Source organism: Methylobacillus draconifructus (genome assembly GCF_045984385.1).
Classification (GTDB): Bacteria; Pseudomonadota; Gammaproteobacteria; order Burkholderiales; family Methylophilaceae; genus Methylobacillus; species Methylobacillus flagellatus_A.
Window position 1 is genome coordinate 158237 of record NZ_JBJQIJ010000006.1, and the last position, 19282, is coordinate 177518.

At 50.3% G+C, this 19282-nt stretch carries 28 protein-coding genes; 24 read left to right on the forward strand and 4 right to left on the reverse strand.

Features of this window, described 5'->3' with window-relative positions:
* Position 1: 1 nt before the first annotated feature.
* The 18 genes from ACKF11_RS13535 (at position 2) to ACKF11_RS13620 (ending at position 10730) form a co-directional block, all read left to right on the forward strand.
* The gene (locus ACKF11_RS13535) at positions 2-475 is read left to right on the forward strand and encodes a Panacea domain-containing protein (RefSeq protein WP_407997574.1); all 474 of its coding nucleotides are present in this window, start codon (positions 2-4) and stop codon (positions 473-475) included.
* A 136-nt stretch (positions 476-611) separates the two neighbouring features.
* Positions 612-1553 (forward strand): phosphoadenosine phosphosulfate reductase domain-containing protein, encoded by a 942-nt coding sequence (locus tag ACKF11_RS13540; protein WP_407997496.1) that lies wholly within the window; start codon positions 612-614, stop codon positions 1551-1553.
* Positions 1554-1638: 85 nt separating this feature from the next.
* Positions 1639-2112, forward strand: a complete 474-nt coding sequence (locus ACKF11_RS13545) for a hypothetical protein (protein ID WP_407997497.1) — start codon at positions 1639-1641, stop codon at positions 2110-2112.
* Positions 2113-2139: 27 nt separating this feature from the next.
* Positions 2140-2487: a hypothetical protein gene (locus ACKF11_RS13550; RefSeq protein WP_407997498.1), complete on the forward strand. Its 348-nt coding sequence runs from the start codon at positions 2140-2142 to the stop codon at positions 2485-2487.
* A gap of 184 nt (positions 2488-2671) precedes the next feature.
* Complete coding sequence (locus ACKF11_RS13555) at positions 2672-3271, forward strand: phiTE_015 family protein (RefSeq protein ID WP_407997499.1); 600 nt, start codon at positions 2672-2674, stop codon at positions 3269-3271.
* 188 nt (positions 3272-3459) lie between these two features.
* A complete protein-coding gene (locus ACKF11_RS13560) occupies positions 3460-3858 on the forward strand; it encodes a hypothetical protein (protein WP_407997500.1) in 399 nt (132 codons plus the stop codon).
* A gap of 221 nt (positions 3859-4079) precedes the next feature.
* Positions 4080-4343 (forward strand): hypothetical protein, encoded by a 264-nt coding sequence (locus ACKF11_RS13565; protein ID WP_407997501.1) that lies wholly within the window; start codon positions 4080-4082, stop codon positions 4341-4343.
* A 269-nt stretch (positions 4344-4612) separates the two neighbouring features.
* Positions 4613-4885 (forward strand): hypothetical protein, encoded by a 273-nt coding sequence (locus ACKF11_RS13570; RefSeq protein ID WP_407997502.1) that lies wholly within the window; start codon positions 4613-4615, stop codon positions 4883-4885.
* 536 nt (positions 4886-5421) lie between these two features.
* Positions 5422-5913 (forward strand): hypothetical protein, encoded by a 492-nt coding sequence (locus ACKF11_RS13575; RefSeq protein ID WP_407997503.1) that lies wholly within the window; start codon positions 5422-5424, stop codon positions 5911-5913.
* On the forward strand, positions 5910-6347 hold the full coding sequence (locus ACKF11_RS13580) for a hypothetical protein (protein WP_407997504.1): 438 nt from the start codon (positions 5910-5912) through the stop codon (positions 6345-6347). Before ACKF11_RS13575 ends, ACKF11_RS13580 begins: the two co-directional genes overlap by 4 nt.
* A complete protein-coding gene (locus ACKF11_RS13585) occupies positions 6320-6853 on the forward strand; it encodes a hypothetical protein (RefSeq protein ID WP_407997505.1) in 534 nt (177 codons plus the stop codon). Before ACKF11_RS13580 ends, ACKF11_RS13585 begins: the two co-directional genes overlap by 28 nt.
* 3 nt (positions 6854-6856) lie before the next feature.
* Positions 6857-7150, forward strand: coding sequence for a hypothetical protein (locus ACKF11_RS13590; RefSeq protein ID WP_407997506.1), 294 nt, complete (start codon positions 6857-6859; stop codon positions 7148-7150).
* Between the two features lie 95 nt (positions 7151-7245).
* Positions 7246-7698, forward strand: coding sequence for a hypothetical protein (locus ACKF11_RS13595; RefSeq protein ID WP_407997507.1), 453 nt, complete (start codon positions 7246-7248; stop codon positions 7696-7698).
* Positions 7699-7712: 14 nt separating this feature from the next.
* Entirely contained in the window at positions 7713-8255 is a 543-nt protein-coding gene (locus ACKF11_RS13600; protein WP_407997508.1) for a hypothetical protein, read from the forward strand.
* A 240-nt stretch (positions 8256-8495) separates the two neighbouring features.
* Positions 8496-9122 carry a hypothetical protein gene (locus tag ACKF11_RS13605; RefSeq protein ID WP_407997509.1) on the forward strand — a complete coding sequence of 209 codons (627 nt, stop codon included), beginning with the start codon at positions 8496-8498 and terminating at the stop codon, positions 9120-9122.
* A gap of 170 nt (positions 9123-9292) precedes the next feature.
* Positions 9293-9853, forward strand: a complete 561-nt coding sequence (locus ACKF11_RS13610; RefSeq protein ID WP_407997510.1) for a hypothetical protein — start codon at positions 9293-9295, stop codon at positions 9851-9853.
* Complete coding sequence (locus tag ACKF11_RS13615; protein WP_407997511.1) at positions 9853-10437, forward strand: hypothetical protein; 585 nt, start codon at positions 9853-9855, stop codon at positions 10435-10437. Before ACKF11_RS13610 ends, ACKF11_RS13615 begins: the two co-directional genes overlap by 1 nt.
* A 26-nt stretch (positions 10438-10463) precedes the next feature.
* Positions 10464-10730: a hypothetical protein gene (locus tag ACKF11_RS13620; RefSeq protein WP_407997512.1), complete on the forward strand. Its 267-nt coding sequence runs from the start codon at positions 10464-10466 to the stop codon at positions 10728-10730.
* 263 nt (positions 10731-10993) lie between these two features.
* Here the strand turns inward: ACKF11_RS13620 and ACKF11_RS13625 are convergent, their stop codons facing one another.
* Positions 10994-11200: an autotransporter outer membrane beta-barrel domain-containing protein gene (locus tag ACKF11_RS13625; protein ID WP_407997513.1), complete on the reverse strand. Its 207-nt coding sequence runs from the start codon at positions 11198-11200 to the stop codon at positions 10994-10996.
* A 203-nt stretch (positions 11201-11403) separates the two neighbouring features.
* Positions 11404-12024 carry a hypothetical protein gene (locus ACKF11_RS13630; protein WP_407997514.1) on the reverse strand — a complete coding sequence of 207 codons (621 nt, stop codon included), beginning with the start codon at positions 12022-12024 and terminating at the stop codon, positions 11404-11406.
* Positions 12025-12185: 161 nt separating this feature from the next.
* Here ACKF11_RS13630 and ACKF11_RS13635 point away from each other — a divergent pair, with 161 nt between their 5' ends.
* Positions 12186-12626 (forward strand): hypothetical protein, encoded by a 441-nt coding sequence (locus ACKF11_RS13635; protein ID WP_407997515.1) that lies wholly within the window; start codon positions 12186-12188, stop codon positions 12624-12626.
* A 24-nt stretch (positions 12627-12650) separates the two neighbouring features.
* On the opposite strand, the gene ACKF11_RS13640 is transcribed toward ACKF11_RS13635, so the two are convergent.
* Both ACKF11_RS13640 and ACKF11_RS13645 read right to left on the reverse strand, forming a co-directional pair.
* Positions 12651-13694: a hypothetical protein gene (locus ACKF11_RS13640; protein ID WP_407997516.1), complete on the reverse strand. Its 1044-nt coding sequence runs from the start codon at positions 13692-13694 to the stop codon at positions 12651-12653.
* 17 nt (positions 13695-13711) lie between these two features.
* Positions 13712-14728, reverse strand: coding sequence for a site-specific integrase (locus tag ACKF11_RS13645; RefSeq protein WP_407997517.1), 1017 nt, complete (start codon positions 14726-14728; stop codon positions 13712-13714).
* A gap of 581 nt (positions 14729-15309) precedes the next feature.
* Between ACKF11_RS13645 and ACKF11_RS13650 the strand changes: the two genes are divergently transcribed.
* From ACKF11_RS13650 to parM, 5 genes are read left to right on the forward strand one after another with little or no spacing between them, the layout of a single operon-like run.
* Entirely contained in the window at positions 15310-15792 is a 483-nt protein-coding gene (locus tag ACKF11_RS13650; protein WP_407997518.1) for a DotD/TraH family lipoprotein, read from the forward strand.
* Entirely contained in the window at positions 15789-16619 is an 831-nt protein-coding gene (locus ACKF11_RS13655) for a type IV secretory system conjugative DNA transfer family protein (protein ID WP_407997519.1), read from the forward strand. Before ACKF11_RS13650 ends, ACKF11_RS13655 begins: the two co-directional genes overlap by 4 nt.
* Entirely contained in the window at positions 16619-17809 is a 1191-nt protein-coding gene (locus tag ACKF11_RS13660) for a type IV pilus twitching motility protein PilT (protein WP_407997520.1), read from the forward strand. The genes ACKF11_RS13655 and ACKF11_RS13660 overlap by 1 nt, the downstream gene beginning before the upstream one ends.
* Positions 17809-18108: an IcmT/TraK family protein gene (icmT, locus tag ACKF11_RS13665; protein ID WP_407997521.1), complete on the forward strand. Its 300-nt coding sequence runs from the start codon at positions 17809-17811 to the stop codon at positions 18106-18108. Before ACKF11_RS13660 ends, icmT begins: the two co-directional genes overlap by 1 nt.
* Entirely contained in the window at positions 18062-19078 is a 1017-nt protein-coding gene (parM, locus tag ACKF11_RS13670) for a plasmid segregation protein ParM domain-containing protein (protein ID WP_407997522.1), read from the forward strand. Before icmT ends, parM begins: the two co-directional genes overlap by 47 nt.
* Positions 19079-19282: the final 204 nt, after the last annotated feature.

The window sequence follows — 19282 nt, forward strand, 5'->3', positions numbered from 1 at the left end:
TGTGCTTTATGTGGCCGAGGCCATGCTGGTGGCTGCCAAGGAGCAATCCAGGAGCCTGACACCGCAACAGCTGGTGAAGTTGGTCTACCTGGCGCATGGCTGGAGTATGGCCCTGCACGATCAGCCGCTGATCGATGCCAACGTTGAGGCCTGGGAGCTGGGCGTCATGATTCCCACGTTGTATCGAGCAACCCAGCAGTTTGGTAGGGAGGTAATCGATCCCTCCCTGGTCGGTTCCGTCAGCGCGCGGTACCTGCCCGAGAACGTCCACCAGCTGATCAGATCCGTATTCGAGAAATATGGCCATCTCGATGGCCCATCCCTGTCATACCTCACAAGCCAAGCCAATTCACCGTGGGGAGTTGTTAGGGCTAGCAATATGACAAAGCCCGTGATCCCCAATAGCTTGATCTGTTCGCATTTCCTGAAGCAACTTGATACCAGAAAGAAACACCATGTCACTGCACGCCCATGATGATGTCGTCATAATCCCCGGTCTTGGCCAACAAATCGGTTTGGAACTGGGCAACCAGGCTGCTGAGGAAATCACTGACACATTCTTCTCGGCACCGGACGTTGATTTATCCATATATGACCATATCGTCGTTTGCATGTCTGGCGGTAAGGACTCTATCGCCAGTCTGCTGCACCTTCTGGATTTAGGCGTAGACCGGAGCCGTATCGAGCTGTGGCATCACGATGTCGACGGGCGAGAGGGTTCTACCCTCATGGACTGGCCATTCATGGCCGATTACAACCGCAAGCTTGCCGCGGCATTTAACCTACCCCTGTACTTCTCCTGGCTGGAAGGCGGATTCGAAGGCGAGATGCTGAAGGAAAATGCGTACGGGCGGCCGCACATTGTCGAGACACCGATAGGTACCCTGGTGCTGGAGCGTGATACGTCGCGCGCAAGCCCAGCTACCAGGCTCAAATTCCCCCAGGTGTCCGCCAGCCTGCAGACCAGGTGGTGCAGCTCAGCCCTAAAAATCGACGTAGGCCGCCGTGCCCTGAATAACCAGGAACGCTTTGACGGTAAGAAGACACTCTTCATCACGGGAGAGCGTAGGGAAGAAAGCAGTAACCGCGCACGCTATAACCAGTTGGAGCGGCACGCATGCGATCGCCGAGATGGGCGTAAGGCACGGCACGTTGATGCCTGGCGCCCTGTGCTTCACTGGGAGGAAGCACGCGTATGGGACGCGTTGAAGCGCCACCAGGTGATTGCTCCATTGCCATATGTCCTTGGCTGGGGACGTAGCTCATGCATGAAGTGCATTTTCAACGACGACACCATCTGGGCCACGATCCAACATTACTTCCCAGGGAACCTGGCAGCGATCGCGGCATATGAGGAACGCTTTGGCACCACTATCAACCGCAAGCGGATCCCCATTATGGATGTCGCCCGCCAGGCGAAGCCCATGGAGATCCACAATCAAGAAGCCCTGATCCAGGCCATGCAGCATGAATACACCTTGCCCGTCATTGGGGCGGGAGAGTGGCAATTGCCTGCTGGCGCCTTTAACAAATCCGGGTGTGGTCCTTCGTAGCTCAGTAATCGCTTATGTTGTACCACATTGACAATAATGCGTCTGCTCGATATAATGTGACCATATCCAACAAGGCGATAACGCAATGAGTATGGATCACAAAATTCAAGAATTATTGGCCAGCCTGGAGCAGCAAGGTCAGCGCCAGGACGGTGCAAAAGACCAGCTCCTGGACCTCATTCCACTGGCTAATCGCCTGGGCCTGCAGGATGCTGCTGATGTGCTCAAGCTCCTGACTGGCAAGCACGACACCCAAGTGCTGGTCGATGAGGAAACCTCGTTCAAAAACTGGTATGCCCAGTCCTGCTATCAGCAGGAAACCTTCCATCGTCGCACTATGTATCAGGGTCCTGCAAAGGCAGCTTGGAAAGCACGCGCTGCCATCGATACCGAACGCTCAAAGCTTTTGGTGGGCAAGGTCATGAATCTGGTGGAAACAGCCAGCCCTGGCTATTTCTCACAAACCCATGGTGGGGGAACATCAAACCGCAAGGTCGTGGCCTACAGTGTCGCAGCTCTGTTAGCGGATCATCTCGGCGTGCCCAGGCCACCGCAATGATTCAAGCCGTAAACTAGGAGAACCAAAGTGAGCGTTAAGGAAGACCAAATCAAGATTGGAGCTGTATTTCGCTTCCCTACGGCCAATCGCCGAGTGGTTGCAATACAGCCTATCGGCCATAGTTTTGATGTTATCTGGGAGTACGCAGACGGCGTTGCTCGCCGTGGTTTGATGGGTGGTAAGAAATGGATCAAGGGATTCGCGCGCGAGGCCTTGGAACAGGTTAACCCAGATGCCAGGGACCTGGTCGACAAGCTTCTCTATGCGGCTGAGATCCAGGATGCTGGTCGAGACCCATCACCACACAATTTACTTCGCCTTGCCGCGGCAGAAATACAAACGCTTCGCGCGCAAGTGGCTGCTATTCAACAATAATTATTATACAGACCTGATTAAGGGCTGCTTTTGGGACCCAACTACCGAATCGCAGGTGCCCTTGGCCTGCAGGTGCTGTGTAAAATTCAGGAATGTGGGGATGAAATTGGATAACACTCAACCTTTTGATTACTGTGTGAAGAGCCGCAACCACATTGATTGCCGAATTCGTTAGGAACCAAAAATGGCACTGAATGAGCAGGAAATTCGGGAAAGGTTTGAAAACTGGTACTTTGGCGAATTGTCCCCAAGCGATCGCTCAAGAACTAAAACATCTAATGGCTACTACAAACATGCTGGCGCACACAATGCATGGGGAATCTGGCAAGCAGCAATTGCTAATGTCAAAGATATTTTCACTGACCAATCACCTGTGGTCATGCAGGCCCCTGAGGGATGGAGGTTTGCTCCGATTGAGCCTACAAAAGAGCAACTATTGGCGAGTAGAAGATATAAGGCAAAAAATAAGATTGCAACAGGGCCCGGTTTCTATCGCGCCATGCTTGCCGTCGCGCCCCAGCCCATCAGCCAAGCTTGTGATGTAATCAGCGCCAATGAAGTTGTACACACTTGCCAATATAACCCATCGTCGACAGATGAATTGGTGAAGGCAGCTCGGGCGTTATACGTGGTGACTGCAGGCATCAGGCCGGACATTGATGCGATCGAACGGAATGCATTAGGCCAAGCCCTCTCCAAAGTGATGAAGGCCCAAGGGGATGAATATACGCAAGCCCAGCAGCGCCCGAGCTTCCCTATGCCACCAGGGGAGGAGCAGTCATGAGCACACAGACTGAGCGGGAGTTACCTATTTCAAGGTCCTCGACATGTCCAAAGCGCCCGATGGTAGTTACACCACACGCTCAACCATTAACGCATCGACGCCGCAATCGCGGAAGGTTAGATGATTATGGAAAATCCAGAAACCAATGGTTATTATGCAGCCGTTGACCAAATTTGAAAGGTCCAGCCATGTGGCATAAGGTTTCTCAGGTAGCCGAGACACATCGTCTGGACCCAGAAATTCTTCAGTTGTTTGCTCACCAGCACGGCTCCAAATATCACATCAGTAGTGAAGATGGGCAGGCAATGGTCAATACCTGGAATGCAGATCTCTTGGTGTCGGATTTCAAGCAACAACTTGCAGAGCTCCAGGTTGAAGTCGAAAGCGCAGACTTACACCTGATGCAGGCTTCTCAAGGACATCCGTTGGTCGGGTCTTGGATTGATTACAGGGCTCAAGGCGGTAAAATTGTGGTCAGGTTGGTAGATGGGTACCAATTTTCAGAAAACGGCTGTCAGGAGCACCAATTTGGAACTGCCAGGGAAGCCATTAATGCAATCAATGAAAGTGCAGTCAATAATGCCTGAAATTACATCTAATGCTGATTTGGATGTGACCTTCAATTACACAGAAATTATCCGGTATTCATTCTATCCGCTGTCTTCTTCTAGTTTCACTCCTCTGCAAACATCAAAGACATTGTAGCTATCAAAGATAAGGGGAATCCCTGTTCCATTTTCAAGCTAGGATTCAAGGCATGATAATGAGAGCTTGGTTGTTGCCAAAGTTCAGTCTAAGATTTTAATCATTGAACAATCCGATCCTAGGTAGCAGCAACGATCTTCTGCGCTGGCTCGGTGTGGCCCGCAGCTATCTTGCCAACCACTATCGCGGCATGTACTACGCTGATCCGCAAAACAAGTTCGAGCAGGAGCAGAACGAAGCCAAGCTCGAAGCGTTGCAGGCTGAACAACTGGCAACGCTGCGCACCCTCTTCGACGTTAACGCCGATGTGTTCAATGAGCTTGCCAACACGTTGCTTGAGATGCGGACCATGGCCGCGACGAACTGATTCCCTTCCTGAGCCGGGTGCAGCTGCCTGACGGCTTCCCGCTCCCATTCTGGCCGTTCAAGATGTTTGCGGCCGAGTGGCGCGATAGAAAGGAGAACTGAACCATTAGTCGGTTCAAGCCGTGAAGGCATACGCAAATTCCACGCGTGCTGCACGCGTCATTCACGCGTCATTCACGCGTCAACCATGCACCTCCCATAATCCCGTCCGCCAACGGTTTTGAGGTTTTCGTAATTCGTTGCAAATTACCCACGATTGGAGAAAATACCGTGAGGAATATCTATCGGGCTTTCAATATCAGGCACGCCCTGGCTGGCACAATCCTACTGATCTGCTTTCAAGTCGTAGGTACTGGGGTTGGCATATTCACTGTCGACCAGGCCATCCATCTGGGTCTTTGGCTCGCCGGCGCCGTGATTGCCTTCAGTTTTGGGTTATCCCCATATCAGCATGGCGTCAAAGCGATGCTGGTGGCCCTGATCATTGGCCTGGTGTTGAACCTAAGCTATTCCACCGTAGTCGTCACTGGGATATTAAGATAGGTCTGCAGATCTGCGCGCTGGTTGTACCAGGTCGGGGCACATGCAAGCTCCAAAGGTCCGTTCAACTATGTTTCACGGGCCAAAGCAAATGCTCGCCGGCGCCACCAGCGGAACCCGTCACACAACCCACCAGCCAGGCTGCCGAACAAACCGCCACCGGCGATGGCCGTTCAGCGGTTGATCTTCCCGCCCCTGGGTATTTCTACGGTCGCTTTTGAATTTCCATTCTCATGCTCAAGCTTGAGTGTGGCGCCTGCCTCACGGAATGATATGAAGGCGCCTTAACGGTCGTGCCGGCGACGGGCACGCGCTTCACTATCGCTTTATTCCGCCTTATGTCTCTCGCCTATAGAGGGGGTGCATCAATCTATCTCGATATCCCGTTCAGCTATGTCACTGATACGCACCGGGTCCGTTGAACTATGTTTTTGGTACCACTCCCGTAAGGGAGGGGAGGTACGATACATGCAGTTCTTTTCCCTTTTTTCATAAATGCTTATGCGATATACTAAAAGCATTAATATCTGAGGTTTCTCATGGATTCCCTGACACAATGGTTAATGGATCTCAAATACCTGCCCAAGGCATTTCGTGACTTCCATGCCCAGAAGGCATTATTCAAGACAATAGATCTCCGCGTGAATGCTGATCACCTGGCACCACTTGGCGCCAACCTGCCTCAGCCTGTGGCCCAGATCTTCATCATCGATGTGTTCCTGCACTTCATGGCCAAGCGCGGATACGTGCTGAAGAAGATCACCCACAAGGCCATCGCTTTTCGATCTCTAGCAAACGACATCAATGAAACCATGACGCTGGAAAGTCAGCGCCAGGCGGCCGTACTCACAGGTGGGCACGTAGAAGCGTCAAAACCTGATCCAGCGGAGCTTGCGGGCGGGCACGCACTAAGGTCATTGGATCTGATTCTCGAAAAGGCACGTGGTACCCAATCCCTGGAAGAAGCTCATCAGCTGATCGCACAAGCGCAAGGTTTGATAGGTCAACAAATGGAGGCTAAAAAGTCATGACATCCCCTCAACAACACCTCGATATAGCGCTTGATGCCTTGGATCACGTCAAACGCATCTGTCTTGGCGCCCGGGATAAGACCAAGCGAATCGATTGGATCATCATGCGTTGTAGGTTCGCGCTAGAGGGCAAGCCTTGGGATCAAGATTATGCCCCTACGCCTAAGCTGCAAACAGACAAAGAGATCCTGGAGCAAATGCGGACCATTCGTACACTGCAGGGCGACCTTAACCTAGTGAATGCCCGGATGGAGAAGGTGGCACGCATGAGTGCGGCGCAGCTTGAAGCGCTGCAGACAACTGGCACGCTGTTCAGTACCGAGTGCAATGATGTCCTGGATAGGCTTTCGGTGGGCCTGGAAAATTTTGATGTGGTGTTGTCTCCCACCAGCGCTCAGGAGGGCATATGCAAGCCAACACCAAGGCTCGGGTAAATCACGCCGGTCACTTCATCACGGTCTCATTGCTCGGGATCGGGGCTATGCTGTTGATGGACACCTGGTCGACTTGGCGAGCGGATCAGGATTACCAGGCGGTAATCACCAGTCATCAAGTTGAATACGACCGTTTTATTGGGGCCATGCGAGAAGACATGCTGGCGTTCCAGGATTGCAATGCGGTATTTCGCAGGGGCGACCAGGCTGGCAGCCAGGTTTGCATCCAGTCCCTGGCAGAAAGTGCCACATCTTTTGGCGTCCTGCATCTCACGGCCATGCTGGTGGACAAGTACCAGCACCAGTACGGGCACGCAGATGATGTGGCGGCCCTGACCGACGTTGTGCTATCGCGCGCGCTGGATGACCTGGAAAAGCACCGGTCATTCATAGAGGCCCATGATAATCGACTCATGGTTTACCAAAGTTCCATGTTGCCCTGGCTATCTTCCCGCGGGGAATCCCGTAGCTATGCCGGCCGGCACAATTTCATTGAAAGGCTGTAACCCATGTCAAACCCACCAGCAAACTCGACCAACACGTTTTCTTGCAGGGCTGAATGCCAATATGACGTCGACCAGTTAAAACTGCAGCTGGATGCCCAGGCAATTGCGAACACCATGGAAACCAAGGTCATGATGCAACCCTTCCCTGATGTTGGGGTTGAGCTGAAGCTTGAGAACAGCATGGATGTTGTGTTGGATATCCTGAGGCAAATACCCGATAGCCACGTCATGATACAAACCCTCAAAGCCGAGCCTTTGGGTGATAATGAGCTCAAGCGCAACTACAACCTGAGTTAGTTTTGGACGACTACATATCACCACAGCAGCACCTCAAGATACATGCCACTACTCTAGGCACCTATTACAAAAGACTGCATTCTCGCCTCATGCACATGATGCTGGTGGACAGGATTCAGACTTGGGAATGCGAATGGCCAGTCACAGTTCAAGAGCTGGCCAGGCGACTCTACATCTATCCTAGAACGATCAATAAGAGCGCAATTGGCATAAAGCGTAGCCTCCATGCCAATAGCTTGGTGAGCAAAGAAATGGCCCTAGAATTTGCGGACGGCATGCGTTCGACCACTTGGAGAAATCCAGGTTTAAATTCATGGGTCAAACCGTACATGGACATTTTATTGCTGGAAAAAAAGAAGGCTGAGCTTGAAGTGCTCGCTGACCGGAATCAAAATGACCAGGAAGCCCTTGCAGATCTCATCGAATATTATGGGGCCATGACCACGGCAGAGCTGGGTGCCATCTATCAATCGGGGAAGAATGATTTGCCGGCCATTGAGAACGATGCAGTCAAGCATGTGATCAATAGCAGGTTAGCCAAAAAATGAAAGACATGGAGATCATGACGTACACGGTTGAGAATGGACTGAGGATCGCGACGCGTGCCGCTGGTGGGGATCTGACATTGTCAACAGGTGAATTCCTGCTGGCTGCCATTGTGCTGGACCGAGGGGATTGGCTGAAGGAATGGGGTTACACCATGAGCCAGGCGCTGGGGCGCCTCGATAAAGAATGGATCCCGCTCCTGCAGAACATTGAATCCGCGTTCTCGGCCACCAGCCAGATTATCAAGGACAGCCAGGCTGCTGCCACTTCAGCGACTGCATTGCTCGCCCTGGAACCCAATATTCACTACGACGCGGCCTACGTCACGCATGCAGATTCACCAGGATACCGCGACATTGAAATCACGCTCGATGTCACCGTGAGTGAAAGCAAGCCGCCTCATCGCCTGGCGCTCAGGCTTGACGCTCAGCAAGGCCAAAAGGTACTGGATGCGATCCAGGGCGTGCACCGGTTTGCATGGAACCGCGCCGGTGGGCCGCTCGATGCATATCCAGGTGAGCTGTCACCCAGTTGGAGTCAGGTTTGGGAAAGGCGATAAGCCAGGCTTGAAATCTCCCCACGCGTAGAGCACGCGTTATCCACGTGTCAGTGACGCGTCAATCAATACCCCATATTGTCCATTATATTCAGTCGCTTGCAACCCTTCGTAATTCCCCATTAAATTTTCCCAATGTGAAGTATTGACAACAAAAAACATGCCTTTTGGCAAAATATGAACTGTTGACGGTGCTCAAACTCATCCATAGGATGGCCTGCTTTCAACTACCAGGACATCATCATGCCAGTACCAAAAGTCCCAAAAGTTCAGAGACCGGAAAAACCGCTCAAAGCAGAAGATGCATGCCCTGAAACACTTCAGTGCTGCAATCGTGCGTATTCCTACCTACCTAATTTGACTAAGAGCCTGGACAACATTAAGGCCAAAGATGTAATTGACCAGGCACGCATCAATGAGATCGTGCTTTGGAAGATCAACCGTTATGCTGAAATGTCTCCTGAGGCGCTAGCAGCGTTGGATGCCGTCAAAACTCTAAGGCGAGGTCAGCACAATCACCAAAAGGCAAAGGATGCCTTTACCGCCCTATTGTTAACGAAGGGTATTAATGTCGCAATGGCTTCATCGATTCTGCGCATGAGAAATCCAAAAGTATTTCAGATCTTTGACGGGCACGCCTACAGAACAGTGATGGGGGAAAAGATGCCAGAACTCCCCAAGCCAGCCTCGAAGAGTGATGAGGACATCAAGAAGAACATTGAAGAAAAATTTGAGTTGTACACGGAGTACATGGATACGATCTCCCCCTTGGCAACTTCCAAGGGGTTGAAGTTTAAAGATCTGGACCGCGCCCTGTACGTGTACGACAAAAAAGTAAACAGGCCCCTAAACCCAAAGGAGGATGAATAGGTTGCTATAAAACCAAAATATAGCACCCTAAAATCCCATACCCCCATTAGGTTTTCCATCAAAACACGAATTGTGGACTCAAATATTATGATGCTTATCATATACCACATTGACAATGTGGTATCAGCTCGGTATAATCGCTTTAAGTCATAAAGCAGGTTTGTATTCGTATGAAATACCTCTACACCATTGGTGGGCTGGTGGTTGTCATTGGGTTTGTCGCCTTCGTGGTCGACATCGCCAAGGTCGAATCAGCGCGTGGTGAACATGCTCGCCAATCCAGGATCGATGATCGCTATGTGCGCATGGCTGAGGTCCAGAAAGAATTGATGGCGCCTTGCATGAAGAATGAGGTGGGCCATCGCTACGGCATGCTGGAGTGCATCCGAAAATCCATCAGTCACGCCAGTGACTATGAGGTGGTGCTCCAGATCGCAGAGAAGGGGATTGCCTGGCAGAACCAATATGGCGCCAATTCAGATCTGCAGCATGAAGTTATCCAAGGTCTGCAGCGCGCGGAAATCAACGCACGTGAACGCCAGGCTGCGCTCAATGCGGATCATGCGCTTGAAACGGCTGAGGCCAATTCCTGGGTCATGCAGATGTTTGGCCTGGCGCCAGAGGAATCCAAGTCCCTTGAAGGTGTGATCTCCAGCATCAACGTTTCCCGGGGCAACATCATCAAACCAACTCAGGCTCACCGCCACCAGCACGCAGGGAAAACAGAGTAATGACACAACCCACCAGCACGAAGCGCAAGGTTGGCAAAGCGCTGCTCTGGATATTGGGCATCTATCTTGGCGCCACAACACTCCATTTCATTGATCACCGGCATGCACGTGTTGCCGAGGAAAAAATCGTTGATGAAATGATCGCTACGAATGGACGTTTTGATGCCATGGTCATGAGCTTCATGAAGGAAAGGGCAGCGCTTGATGCCTGTAACCTCGATCTGGGCATGGATGCATATCGCACTTGCATCCATCGCCTGGCAGGTCGCGTTGAAAACCCAGCTGATGCCTTGGAGGTTGGCTACATGGCGCGGGAATGGATGCATCACTTCGGTAGCGATGAGCAGATGTCCCAAGACTTTAAGATTGCAGTCCAGCGTGGCCGCGAGATTCTGGAAGCCAACAAAGGCGTTTTGAATGCGGGAGACAATTACCGCCTGGAGCTCAACAAGACATGGACTAGTCGCCTATTAGGCAAGACTGAAGAAATACCCAATGTCTACGCCACTTCATTTTTGAAATTGAGGCGCCTTGAAACAGAGCGCTTTGAAAACCTGCAATCAACCATTGGCATTCCTCAGTAAAAGGATCTCCGAATAAGGAACTCATCATGAAGTCACCATTCAATCACTTGGGCAGCAAAGAAGGCGCGATGTTATTGGACTACCTGACTTGGGTGCATGAACGCTGGATCCGTGGCATTGGCTACCTGGTCTTTAGCATCCTGGTATTCATGGCAGATCAGTTTTTCAATGGTGATCTGGATTTCGCGCTGGTGTCAGGACTACTGGCGTTCTTCCTGGCGATGGCAGCAGACTATGGCTTTGGCGTTTTTCTATACCGTGGCTACAAAAAGGTGAAGGTGGTTGGCCAGTAAACGAATTTGAAGCTCCTCCTGTTTGCGCTCCTGTGTGGGCGCTTTTTTTCGTCTATACCCCGCACGCCGCTTTTCCTCCTACAACCCCCACTTGGATTCGGATATCCACAAGCACCCATGCTGGTGGGGCGAGGTCATGCTTTTGATTCCAGCTGTGAAGGTTACTTAAATCGAACCATTTTGAAGGGGATCAACTTCCCCAGGATTGGAGGTGCGCAATGCACCACCCCTCGCTATATCAAGCCTGGTCACAGGCTATGGCATCAGAACAACCAGGTGAGGTTGAAGTTAGCCGTGTGAATCCTGGTGTTGTCACCATGCTGCACACGGTAATTGATACCAGCGCTCAAGGTTGGAGAGAGCTGGCTATAGACGCCGATGTCATACACGGCTGCCTGGCGCGCAATCGGATTGCCTCGGACATCAAAGCTATTCCCACCTGCTAGCCTGGCTTCACTCTTGGACGTCACATCACCTTAAGCATGGCGATAACCAATCGAGCCTTGCAATCTCAATAACAGGGAGGTGCTGGTGGGCAAAGTTCATCTGTATGTGATACCAAGTTTTAAGCTTGGCATCTTTTCCAAGTACGCATTGGCTATCCTAAGCCTGGATTAATCCGGTGGTTCGAATGAGAGGGTAGAGGAAAGCAAAAGGCTATTGGGGTTGGAAATCATTCATTCTTACGGGCTTCTGCACACCAATCTTTGTTTTTTGGATCCACGGAAAATATCATTTCTAGAAATGCAGAAACGCCACCACTACCAGCGCTTTGATGAAGTATTGCTACACTTGATTTAGTGCCTTTGGTGAGTAAATATGCTGTTTGAGTATTCAATCCAGGCCCGGCTTGGCAAAGGCGTGTCATAGTAATTCCGGATGTCGCCATACCCTTTTCAAAGTCGAACCAACAATCTGCTGAGTCACATAGTGGGGAAATGGTGATTTTTTCAGGACCAAATTTGGCAGCATTTGATGAAGCCATGAACAGGTCCCATTGGATCGGCTCAAGCCTTTGCCTTAATGATTGCATTTCTTCCCCAGAAACGCTTACCCTCGCCAATCCTCGGCGACAAGAAGAGTAGATCCCGCAACCCCGAGTATCAACACCGTTTGAAATCCAATTTATTTGCGGGGTCGATTGGGTAGCACCCATTGACCAGGCAGGCAGTACAGTTTGTGTTGTTAGAAATTCTGAAACTAGTTTATCCAAAGGAATAGCCTCATTTCCTGCAAAGGAAAGCAATGGGGCCAAGAACCCTACAGTTATTGCTGAAATCAATTTAACGCGCATTTTTAACCTCATTGTTATTAGTTTGTCGCCAGTTTCGCCACTATATATGTAAACAATAGATATTGCAGGGATGGCCAATTTGGGAGACTGAGAGCTGATGGGTTTGTGATATGGTTATATTGACAAACGAATGCGTTTACGGTATAATATAAGCAGTTTCAGTGATTGATCCCAAGCCCAACTTTTTAGGAAATCCAATGAGAGACATGCTGGTCCCATCAGAGCGCGATATGGAATCCTACCTGGTGATTGTGGGTGCCTGGATGGTCGTCATGTTCACCATGTGGGGACTCTCCTTCATACCCAGCGGTTATGTGGTCTACAAAGAATACATCGCCGTGATCTCATCCTTTACCTGCCTCCTGATATCCATTTCCGTGCTGGTGGGTGAACCACGCGCCTTGGCGCCCGGATTATCCGCAAACCTCATGATGATGTTTGGTTTCCTGCTGGTGGCTTTCTTGAGGCCCGAGGTGACTACTGGTTGGCAGTATCAATTCTTTGGCCTCCTCTTCATGCTGGTGGTGCTCTTCTATCCGCTCATCAAGCTAGCCATCGTTTTTCTAGCCTGGGTACCAACACGCGTCAGGCCGAAGTTCTGATCCCAAGCCTTCCCACCAGCTGGACTACACGATAATTGGGGGTTTGACCCCATTTACCACCGCATGCACTACCTCCCGCATTTCTTCCAGGGATTCCTCAGTTAATTCCAAGGGCATGCCCAAAGACCGCCTGTATTCGGATTCCCAAAGTGCGCATTGGGTGTACAAGAAGATGTGGTACCAGTCAGCCTCGGTTCTTGGAACCGTGTCACCAACAGCGCCCCGGATGTAATTGAAGGTATTGGCCAGTGCCGTGGTCACAATGTAGCGAAGGATGATGGCTTCATGCACTTCCTGGTAGGTCTTGAGGTCATTTTCAGCAACCCATGATCTCAATGCAGCATGGCTTTGGGTTAGGTCAACCAGATTCTGACTCATGTTCCCCGAGATTCCAGGGGAGCCACGGAGCTTTGATTTGTCTGCCTTAGGTTCTGGCTGCATTACGAGAACCAACATCATGGATAATTCGTTGACCGCCCAGGCAAGACTTTTTCTGTTCTCCAAAAAGCTGTTTGAATCCTTGGCGACCCGGATTACTTCTGACATCAACTGCCTTCCTATGTCGCCCCTGTTATCTATTGAGAACCTTTTCGCACTAGGATCTGTTAGCCAATATTTGATGATCGCCTTGCGACCAAACTTGATGACAGGTTGGTTAGCAATATCCCGATAAGCCCTGAGCTCAGCCCACATCGCCGGGATAGTCTTGATCACAGCAATGTCAGCTTGGATTTTGGATCGCAGGCTTACGGTGGCAATGAACAGCACCGCCCCGGCAATCGAGATAAATAGTATCGAATGCGAGAAGCTCGCCGCTATATAAAGGATTGTCGTAAAACTAAGAGCAGCTACGAAAAACAACTCCTTCACCTGGGTGGCCGCGATCAGTACCAGGCCCACAGCAATGAATGACATGGGCATTCCCTGATTCACCACCAGCACAGCAGCAATGACCAAGAATATCGAGATGGAGTACCGTACCCACCACTTGGGGCCGAGCATCCCGGTGGGGAGCAAGAACTCTGGGTCTGTATAAAAGGATGACTTAACAACTTTGGCTGCTGACATTTTGATTGTCCCGGGGGTTAGCTGGTTTGTTCTTCATTGGCGACATCTTGTCGACGCTCGAATGGACTAGGTGTCTCTTTGGAAACCCGATCCACTTCTTCCTGGAAGGCATGAAGCCCCTCCACCTTGTGCCCAGCACGCGCATGGGCATAATTGATTTTTGAGGTGTCAGCTATCTTGTGACCCATGAGTGCCCCAGTTTCCTGAAGGGATAGGGTGGCCTTGGCGTTGGCCGAAAATTGATGCCTCATTGTATAAAGCGAAATCCCATTGTGTCTTCTGGAAAAACATAACCGGCTGGCGCGGTAGATGGTGAACCGGCAGCGTTCCTTGATATCGGAAAATGACAGCTGCTCCATCTCAATGGCCAGAAGGTTTAGGAATGCCGTAATACTTTCTCGGGTGTACTCATCCAGATGCCCAATAGGCACATGTCTGAATTCACCATGCGATCGACCATTGGTGTTCTTCGCGTTCAAGATTCTTACAGCTCGAACACCTTCATGCTCAACTAGGGTGGCAGACTCACACTCACATGGACGCATGCCCAGATGGTAATTGGAAAAAATCCATAGGGCGCTGAGCACGTTGAACTTGCCTTTATGGGCATAGAGCCAGTTGCACAGCTTAACCATGTCATCAAATGTGATCTTCTTGGACTTCCGCGCGCTAGCTCTTTTGATGGTCGGCCTGACATTAGGCGAATATTCAATGTCCTTTAAATACTCGACCGCATCAGCAGTTTCATCGTCTCCACCCATCAGCTCTTCAAAAGCGCAAATTATCGAAGCCTTGTAAGAACGGTATGTAGAGGCAGATATCAAGCCGCGCCTCATACGATCGACATGCCATGTCGCCAACTGCATTGGAGTTAGCGGGTGTGCAGGATCAACTGAGCCTGGCATCGTCTTCATGAGGTCTTTACGGGCCTGCAGTTCGATTCTCCGAGCTGCCGCAAGGTACTGTGCGACCGTGTTTGCGGTGCGCGTAATGGATTTTTTATTCTCAGAAGTATTGTTTGTTTGAGATTCCATCCTGCCCCCGTTAGTGAGAACTAAAAGTAGTCATCTTTAAACGCTTTTAAAATCAATAATTAAGTTCACGTTGTTGGCTGGGTCGATTTTCTGATGCCCAAACCTTGTTTCGACCCAGGCATCACCAGGGCGGAAATTGTCCCTGAATTGCACACATGGTCATCCAAAATTCCTTAGGATTTGAGCGCCAAAAAATTCCAGATCTCTCGATATTTATAAATATCGCTAATTAGGTATCACATGCGATATACACAAATTTTGGGAAATATTACCATGCAATTGGCCGGGATTTCCAACATAACGCGATGTCAAAATTTGGATAACATTTCTATTTGTTTACTTTATCAAGTTGATGCGTGTTGTAACACACTGATTAATAAAATTATAAATACACCAATGTAGCATTCATATTAGTCAACTTAATGCTGATAAAAAGTCATCCTATTAGATTTCCGGTATACATTTGGATGTCACTTTGAATCCAAAAGATGCTTTTCTAATCCTTTAGGTGTCATTTAGTTTGACTTTGGATATCCAAATGATATGATGCGAATGTTATCCCTTATACGAGATTTCAGAAAATGAAGATCAGTCTGGTGCTTTTTGCGCTGTTGGCCTTGGTTGGTTGCAATGCCACCACCACCAAAGTAGTGCAAGAAAAGAGTGGCCCACCACCATTGACGGTGGATGAGCGCATTGCCGGTGCTGCCGAAGTGGCAGTAAAGGCGTTGAATGAAATGGCCCAGGTTGAAGTTGCAACCAGCAAGAAGGCTGCGCCAGTAAGTAATAAGGTGCCCCCTGGCCTGGCCACTAAGGTCAACGTGAACTGGAGTGGGCCGATAGATGCATTCCTAAAGCGGACTGTGGAGCTTTCCACTGGCTATAAATTGGTTGTCCGCGGAAAAGAGCCTGCTGTCCCTGTTATCGTGACTGTGGATGTCAAGGGCGTTACCCTCTTTGAATTGGTCCGCAATGCGGCTACTCAGGCTGGCGTTCGAGCTAATGTCACAGTTGATGCAAGTGATGCTGCTAATCGCATAGTGGTGTTGGAGTACGCAGTATGATGGACGCCCCAGATCTTCAGCACCTCCAGGAACTGGATAGGGGCGCCATCGTATCTGAGGTTAAGGGTGGACAAATTCGCCTTGATGCCCTGCGTGAGATTGCGATCGGCATTGGTGCCCGTGGTGGCCTCAATAAGCGTAACGGTGAAATCAAGGATCGCCTTGAAACCCATTCCAAGCATATGGACCGGGTTTTTGATTTTCGCCCTTTGCTGATTTCTGCACCTGCAGGCATCTCACAGACAACTCAATACTACATTCTTCCCCCGGTGATCACTGAGGGTCGCAATGCACTGAAGACGGTGGATGCGCTAGAAATTCACGCGGCCGACAAAGTATTTAAGATCGAAGCCCAAGCTAAGTTTGTCACCAATCCTCCCACCTGGAAGGAATATCTGAGTCAGCCGACACAGCCCGTAGAAACGCCAGATGCAACATTGCTTCCTCGCGATTCTAATGAGCGAGCTGCCTGGAAGCGTTGGGTTGAAGAGGGCTGGAAGATTGGCTACCAGCAAGCTGACGCAATCTTTGATCTCAACATGTCCCGTCTTGAGCGCGATTATCAAGGCATGCTTCGTTATAAAACTCTGTTGAAGCAAAACATCGTGAGCAAGCCCTTTGTGGCTGAAGCTCGCCTGGGTGTAGTGGGCGGTGGTGACGATCTTGAAATTGATAGTCGTCAACTTCGTATTACCGCGCTGCCTCTGCTCAATACCAGGGCCGCAGAATGGAAACCTACAGCTTATGCGATTCAACAGCCTGCACCCGCAGTTGTTGATGTTAAGCCCAAGGCTGCTGAACGTCTTGATGTCAGGAGCATCCGCTAATGGAGAAGCTCATGTTCCCGGACGCCCCGGCAAGATTTGAAAAAGAGGATCTTGATGGTTTGCTGGTCTGGGCTTCCCAGAACAACATTTCCGATATCACCTTCCGTAGTGAAGAGTGCGTTTTTGCTAAGCACTTCGGTAGGCGTATGCGTGTTACTGCGCGCCGCCTGACAAGCCCGGAGGTGGGTGGCATCGTGAATACTATTTACGGAGACAACGGGACTGCACAGCTTTCAGCTGGCCGGGATGTCGATACCGCGTACTCCGTTCAGGAGAATCGTGATACCACGCATCGCTTCCGCTTCAATGCTACTGCGGTTCAGGTTAATGGGGTAAATGGATATTGCATCGTTCTTCGCTCTATCCCGTCAATGCCGCCTAGCCTGGAAGCAATCGACTTTCCAATGCAGCTTCTGGGTCCCATGTCGATGAATCAAGGGATGGTGCTGATTACCGGCGAAACAGGCTCAGGTAAGTCCACCTTGCAGGCGGCATTACTCAGGTATCGACTGGAGCAAGATGACGCAAATCTTCACGTGCTCACTTACGAGCAGCCAATCGAATTTGTTTACGACGATGTTGTGAAGCCTTCATCGATGGTAAATCAAAGTGAAGTGCCTCGACATATACCTTCTTTCGAGGCAGGTATTAGAAATGCGATGCGTCGTGACCCGGACATTATTTTGATCGGAGAGTCGCGAGACCGCATGACCATGGAGGCATCAATTGAGGCTTCACGATCAGGACATTTGCTGATGACAACGATGCACAGCAATGGGGTGCCTTCAACGATCAGGCGTGCAGTTGGGATGTTTCCAGAGGGTGAGCGCAACGTTAGGGCGATGGACATTATCGAGTCGACCCAGGTCATTTTGACTCAGCGCTTACTGCGTACGGTAGATGGTAAGCGTAAAGCTGTGCGCGAGTTTTTGGTTTTTGATGACCAGATCCGCAACACCCTGTTATCGACCCCGGTAGACAACCTTTCGTATATCACCAGAAAGCTGACCAAGCAGTACGGCCAGACCATGGCTGATGATGCCAAAAATCTATACAGGGACAACCTGATCAGCAAGTCAGAGCTGGAATTGGTAGTTGCCCGCGAGACGCATAAGGATGAAGACAGCAAGGTTGCCATTGAGGGGGCAAGCCACATCGTTCCGCTGGGTGACAGATTGGAGCAAAACTGATGGCTGCCTGGAGGGAAACAGGTAGGAGCGTGAAGATTGCCTTTATTGGAGATGCAAGATTGCTTTCTCCTTTTGGGCTTCTGGTGTTCTTCCCAAGCTGGTGGATCCTGGGGTTGTGCGCAGTCTCAACCGTATTACTGGTTCTTCTCAATTACAAAGGTTATTCGTTTCCGGTTTTCAAGCGCTGGCTGAGAACCAAGCTGATCGGAAAAGTACGCCTATCAAGGTCGGCAATTAAAAATAGGAGGTTTTATGGCAAAGCAAACCCCGGCAGGGCAAATCTACGCCGTTGGCATTGATGATGGTCGCGCATACACAAAGCTGTATGCCGGCAATGGTCAGCAACTGAAAATCCGCACTTCGGTTAAGCCAGGTGTTCATGCAGGTATGGCAGGTCTGGCGGCAGATAGCAACCAAGGATCTGGTGTTTATACGATCAATGGTAGCCAATTCACGGTTGGCGACCGCATTGCTGGTGAAGATACCAGGTTTGCAGATTTTGATGGTTCTGTCATCAACTTGATGGCAATTCACCATGTATTGGTAAGGGCTGGTTTCTCAAATGAACAAGTGGCCATTGCCACCGGTTTGCCGGTAAACAGTTTTTATCTTGGTGGCGCGATCAATGAGGATTACATTGAACTCAAGCGTGATGCGCTTTCAAAGCCTATCGAGAAATTTGGGGACGGTGGGATTCCTGCCATCATCTCTAAGAACATCGTCTTCTCGGAAGCGCTGGCAGCCTGGATGGATCATGTGCTGGATGAAGAAGGCAATATCCTTCCTGGTGTGGATATTACGAGCCCGGTAGGTGTTGTTGATTTTGGTGGCCGTACTTTCGATACCCTCTGGATTAATCCACCTGGTGAAATTGATCATGGTCGTTCTGGCACCACCAATATTGGTGTACTGAATTTGTTCGATTTAGTAGGCACGGCGATCAAGAAGGAATTCAAGCAGGAAGCTTCGCGCAACATGCTTGAGCAGGCCGTCAGCACCAAAATTATCACTCTGTATGGCGAAACTCACGATGTCACTGACATTGTGGCCAAGGCTGGGGCTGAAATTGCCGAGCAGGCTCATCGGGATATCCACCGCAAATTCGGTAGTGCTATTGCCGAGCTCAGTAAAATCATTTTCGTAGGTGGTGGTGTAGCGGCACTTCCCCAGATTGCAGAGCCTTTCCGTAATGCTGTTATTCCAAAAGACCCTGAATTTGCAAATGCACGCGGCCTTTACAAATTCCTGCGTCATACCTTGGAAAAATAATGGCTCGCCATGCAAGGTCTATTCCGCTGAGATTGGATGCAAGGGTGGCCGAGGAAAAGGCCATCCTTGATCGTTATGACATGAGCATACCCGGGAGAAGGGTGGACTACCTCAGGGGCTTGCTAATAGCTGGATATCGCGCGCTGAACGGTAAGGCGCCACCTCCCACAATGTTTGATGCCCCAGAACAAACAAAACATGTTG

Excerpts from the sequence above, each read along its gene's own strand:
- parM (WP_407997522.1), top strand. The coding sequence starts at position 18,062 with ATGGCAAAGCAAACCCCGGCAGGGCAAATCTACGCCGTTGGCATTGAT.
- ACKF11_RS13650 (WP_407997518.1), top strand. The coding sequence starts at position 15,310 with ATGAAGATCAGTCTGGTGCTTTTTGCGCTGTTGGCCTTGGTTGGTTGC.
- ACKF11_RS13640 (WP_407997516.1), bottom strand. The coding sequence starts at position 13,694 with ATGTCAGCAGCCAAAGTTGTTAAGTCATCCTTTTATACAGACCCAGAG.
- ACKF11_RS13555 (WP_407997499.1), top strand. The coding sequence starts at position 2,672 with ATGGCACTGAATGAGCAGGAAATTCGGGAAAGGTTTGAAAACTGGTAC.
- ACKF11_RS13545 (WP_407997497.1), top strand. The coding sequence starts at position 1,639 with ATGAGTATGGATCACAAAATTCAAGAATTATTGGCCAGCCTGGAGCAG.
- ACKF11_RS13585 (WP_407997505.1), top strand. The coding sequence starts at position 6,320 with ATGCAAGCCAACACCAAGGCTCGGGTAAATCACGCCGGTCACTTCATC.
- ACKF11_RS13605 (WP_407997509.1), top strand. The coding sequence starts at position 8,496 with ATGCCAGTACCAAAAGTCCCAAAAGTTCAGAGACCGGAAAAACCGCTC.
- ACKF11_RS13540 (WP_407997496.1), top strand. The coding sequence starts at position 612 with ATGTCTGGCGGTAAGGACTCTATCGCCAGTCTGCTGCACCTTCTGGAT.
- ACKF11_RS13655 (WP_407997519.1), top strand. The coding sequence starts at position 15,789 with ATGATGGACGCCCCAGATCTTCAGCACCTCCAGGAACTGGATAGGGGC.
- ACKF11_RS13595 (WP_407997507.1), top strand. The coding sequence starts at position 7,246 with ATGATGCTGGTGGACAGGATTCAGACTTGGGAATGCGAATGGCCAGTC.
- ACKF11_RS13590 (WP_407997506.1), top strand. The coding sequence starts at position 6,857 with ATGTCAAACCCACCAGCAAACTCGACCAACACGTTTTCTTGCAGGGCT.
- ACKF11_RS13620 (WP_407997512.1), top strand. The coding sequence starts at position 10,464 with ATGAAGTCACCATTCAATCACTTGGGCAGCAAAGAAGGCGCGATGTTA.
- ACKF11_RS13615 (WP_407997511.1), top strand. The coding sequence starts at position 9,853 with ATGACACAACCCACCAGCACGAAGCGCAAGGTTGGCAAAGCGCTGCTC.
- icmT (WP_407997521.1), top strand. The coding sequence starts at position 17,809 with ATGGCTGCCTGGAGGGAAACAGGTAGGAGCGTGAAGATTGCCTTTATT.
- ACKF11_RS13575 (WP_407997503.1), top strand. The coding sequence starts at position 5,422 with ATGGATTCCCTGACACAATGGTTAATGGATCTCAAATACCTGCCCAAG.
- ACKF11_RS13560 (WP_407997500.1), top strand. The coding sequence starts at position 3,460 with ATGTGGCATAAGGTTTCTCAGGTAGCCGAGACACATCGTCTGGACCCA.
- ACKF11_RS13630 (WP_407997514.1), bottom strand. The coding sequence starts at position 12,024 with ATGCGCGTTAAATTGATTTCAGCAATAACTGTAGGGTTCTTGGCCCCA.
- ACKF11_RS13645 (WP_407997517.1), bottom strand. The coding sequence starts at position 14,728 with ATGGAATCTCAAACAAACAATACTTCTGAGAATAAAAAATCCATTACG.
- ACKF11_RS13580 (WP_407997504.1), top strand. The coding sequence starts at position 5,910 with ATGACATCCCCTCAACAACACCTCGATATAGCGCTTGATGCCTTGGAT.
- ACKF11_RS13610 (WP_407997510.1), top strand. The coding sequence starts at position 9,293 with ATGAAATACCTCTACACCATTGGTGGGCTGGTGGTTGTCATTGGGTTT.
- ACKF11_RS13660 (WP_407997520.1), top strand. The coding sequence starts at position 16,619 with ATGGAGAAGCTCATGTTCCCGGACGCCCCGGCAAGATTTGAAAAAGAG.
- ACKF11_RS13600 (WP_407997508.1), top strand. The coding sequence starts at position 7,713 with ATGACGTACACGGTTGAGAATGGACTGAGGATCGCGACGCGTGCCGCT.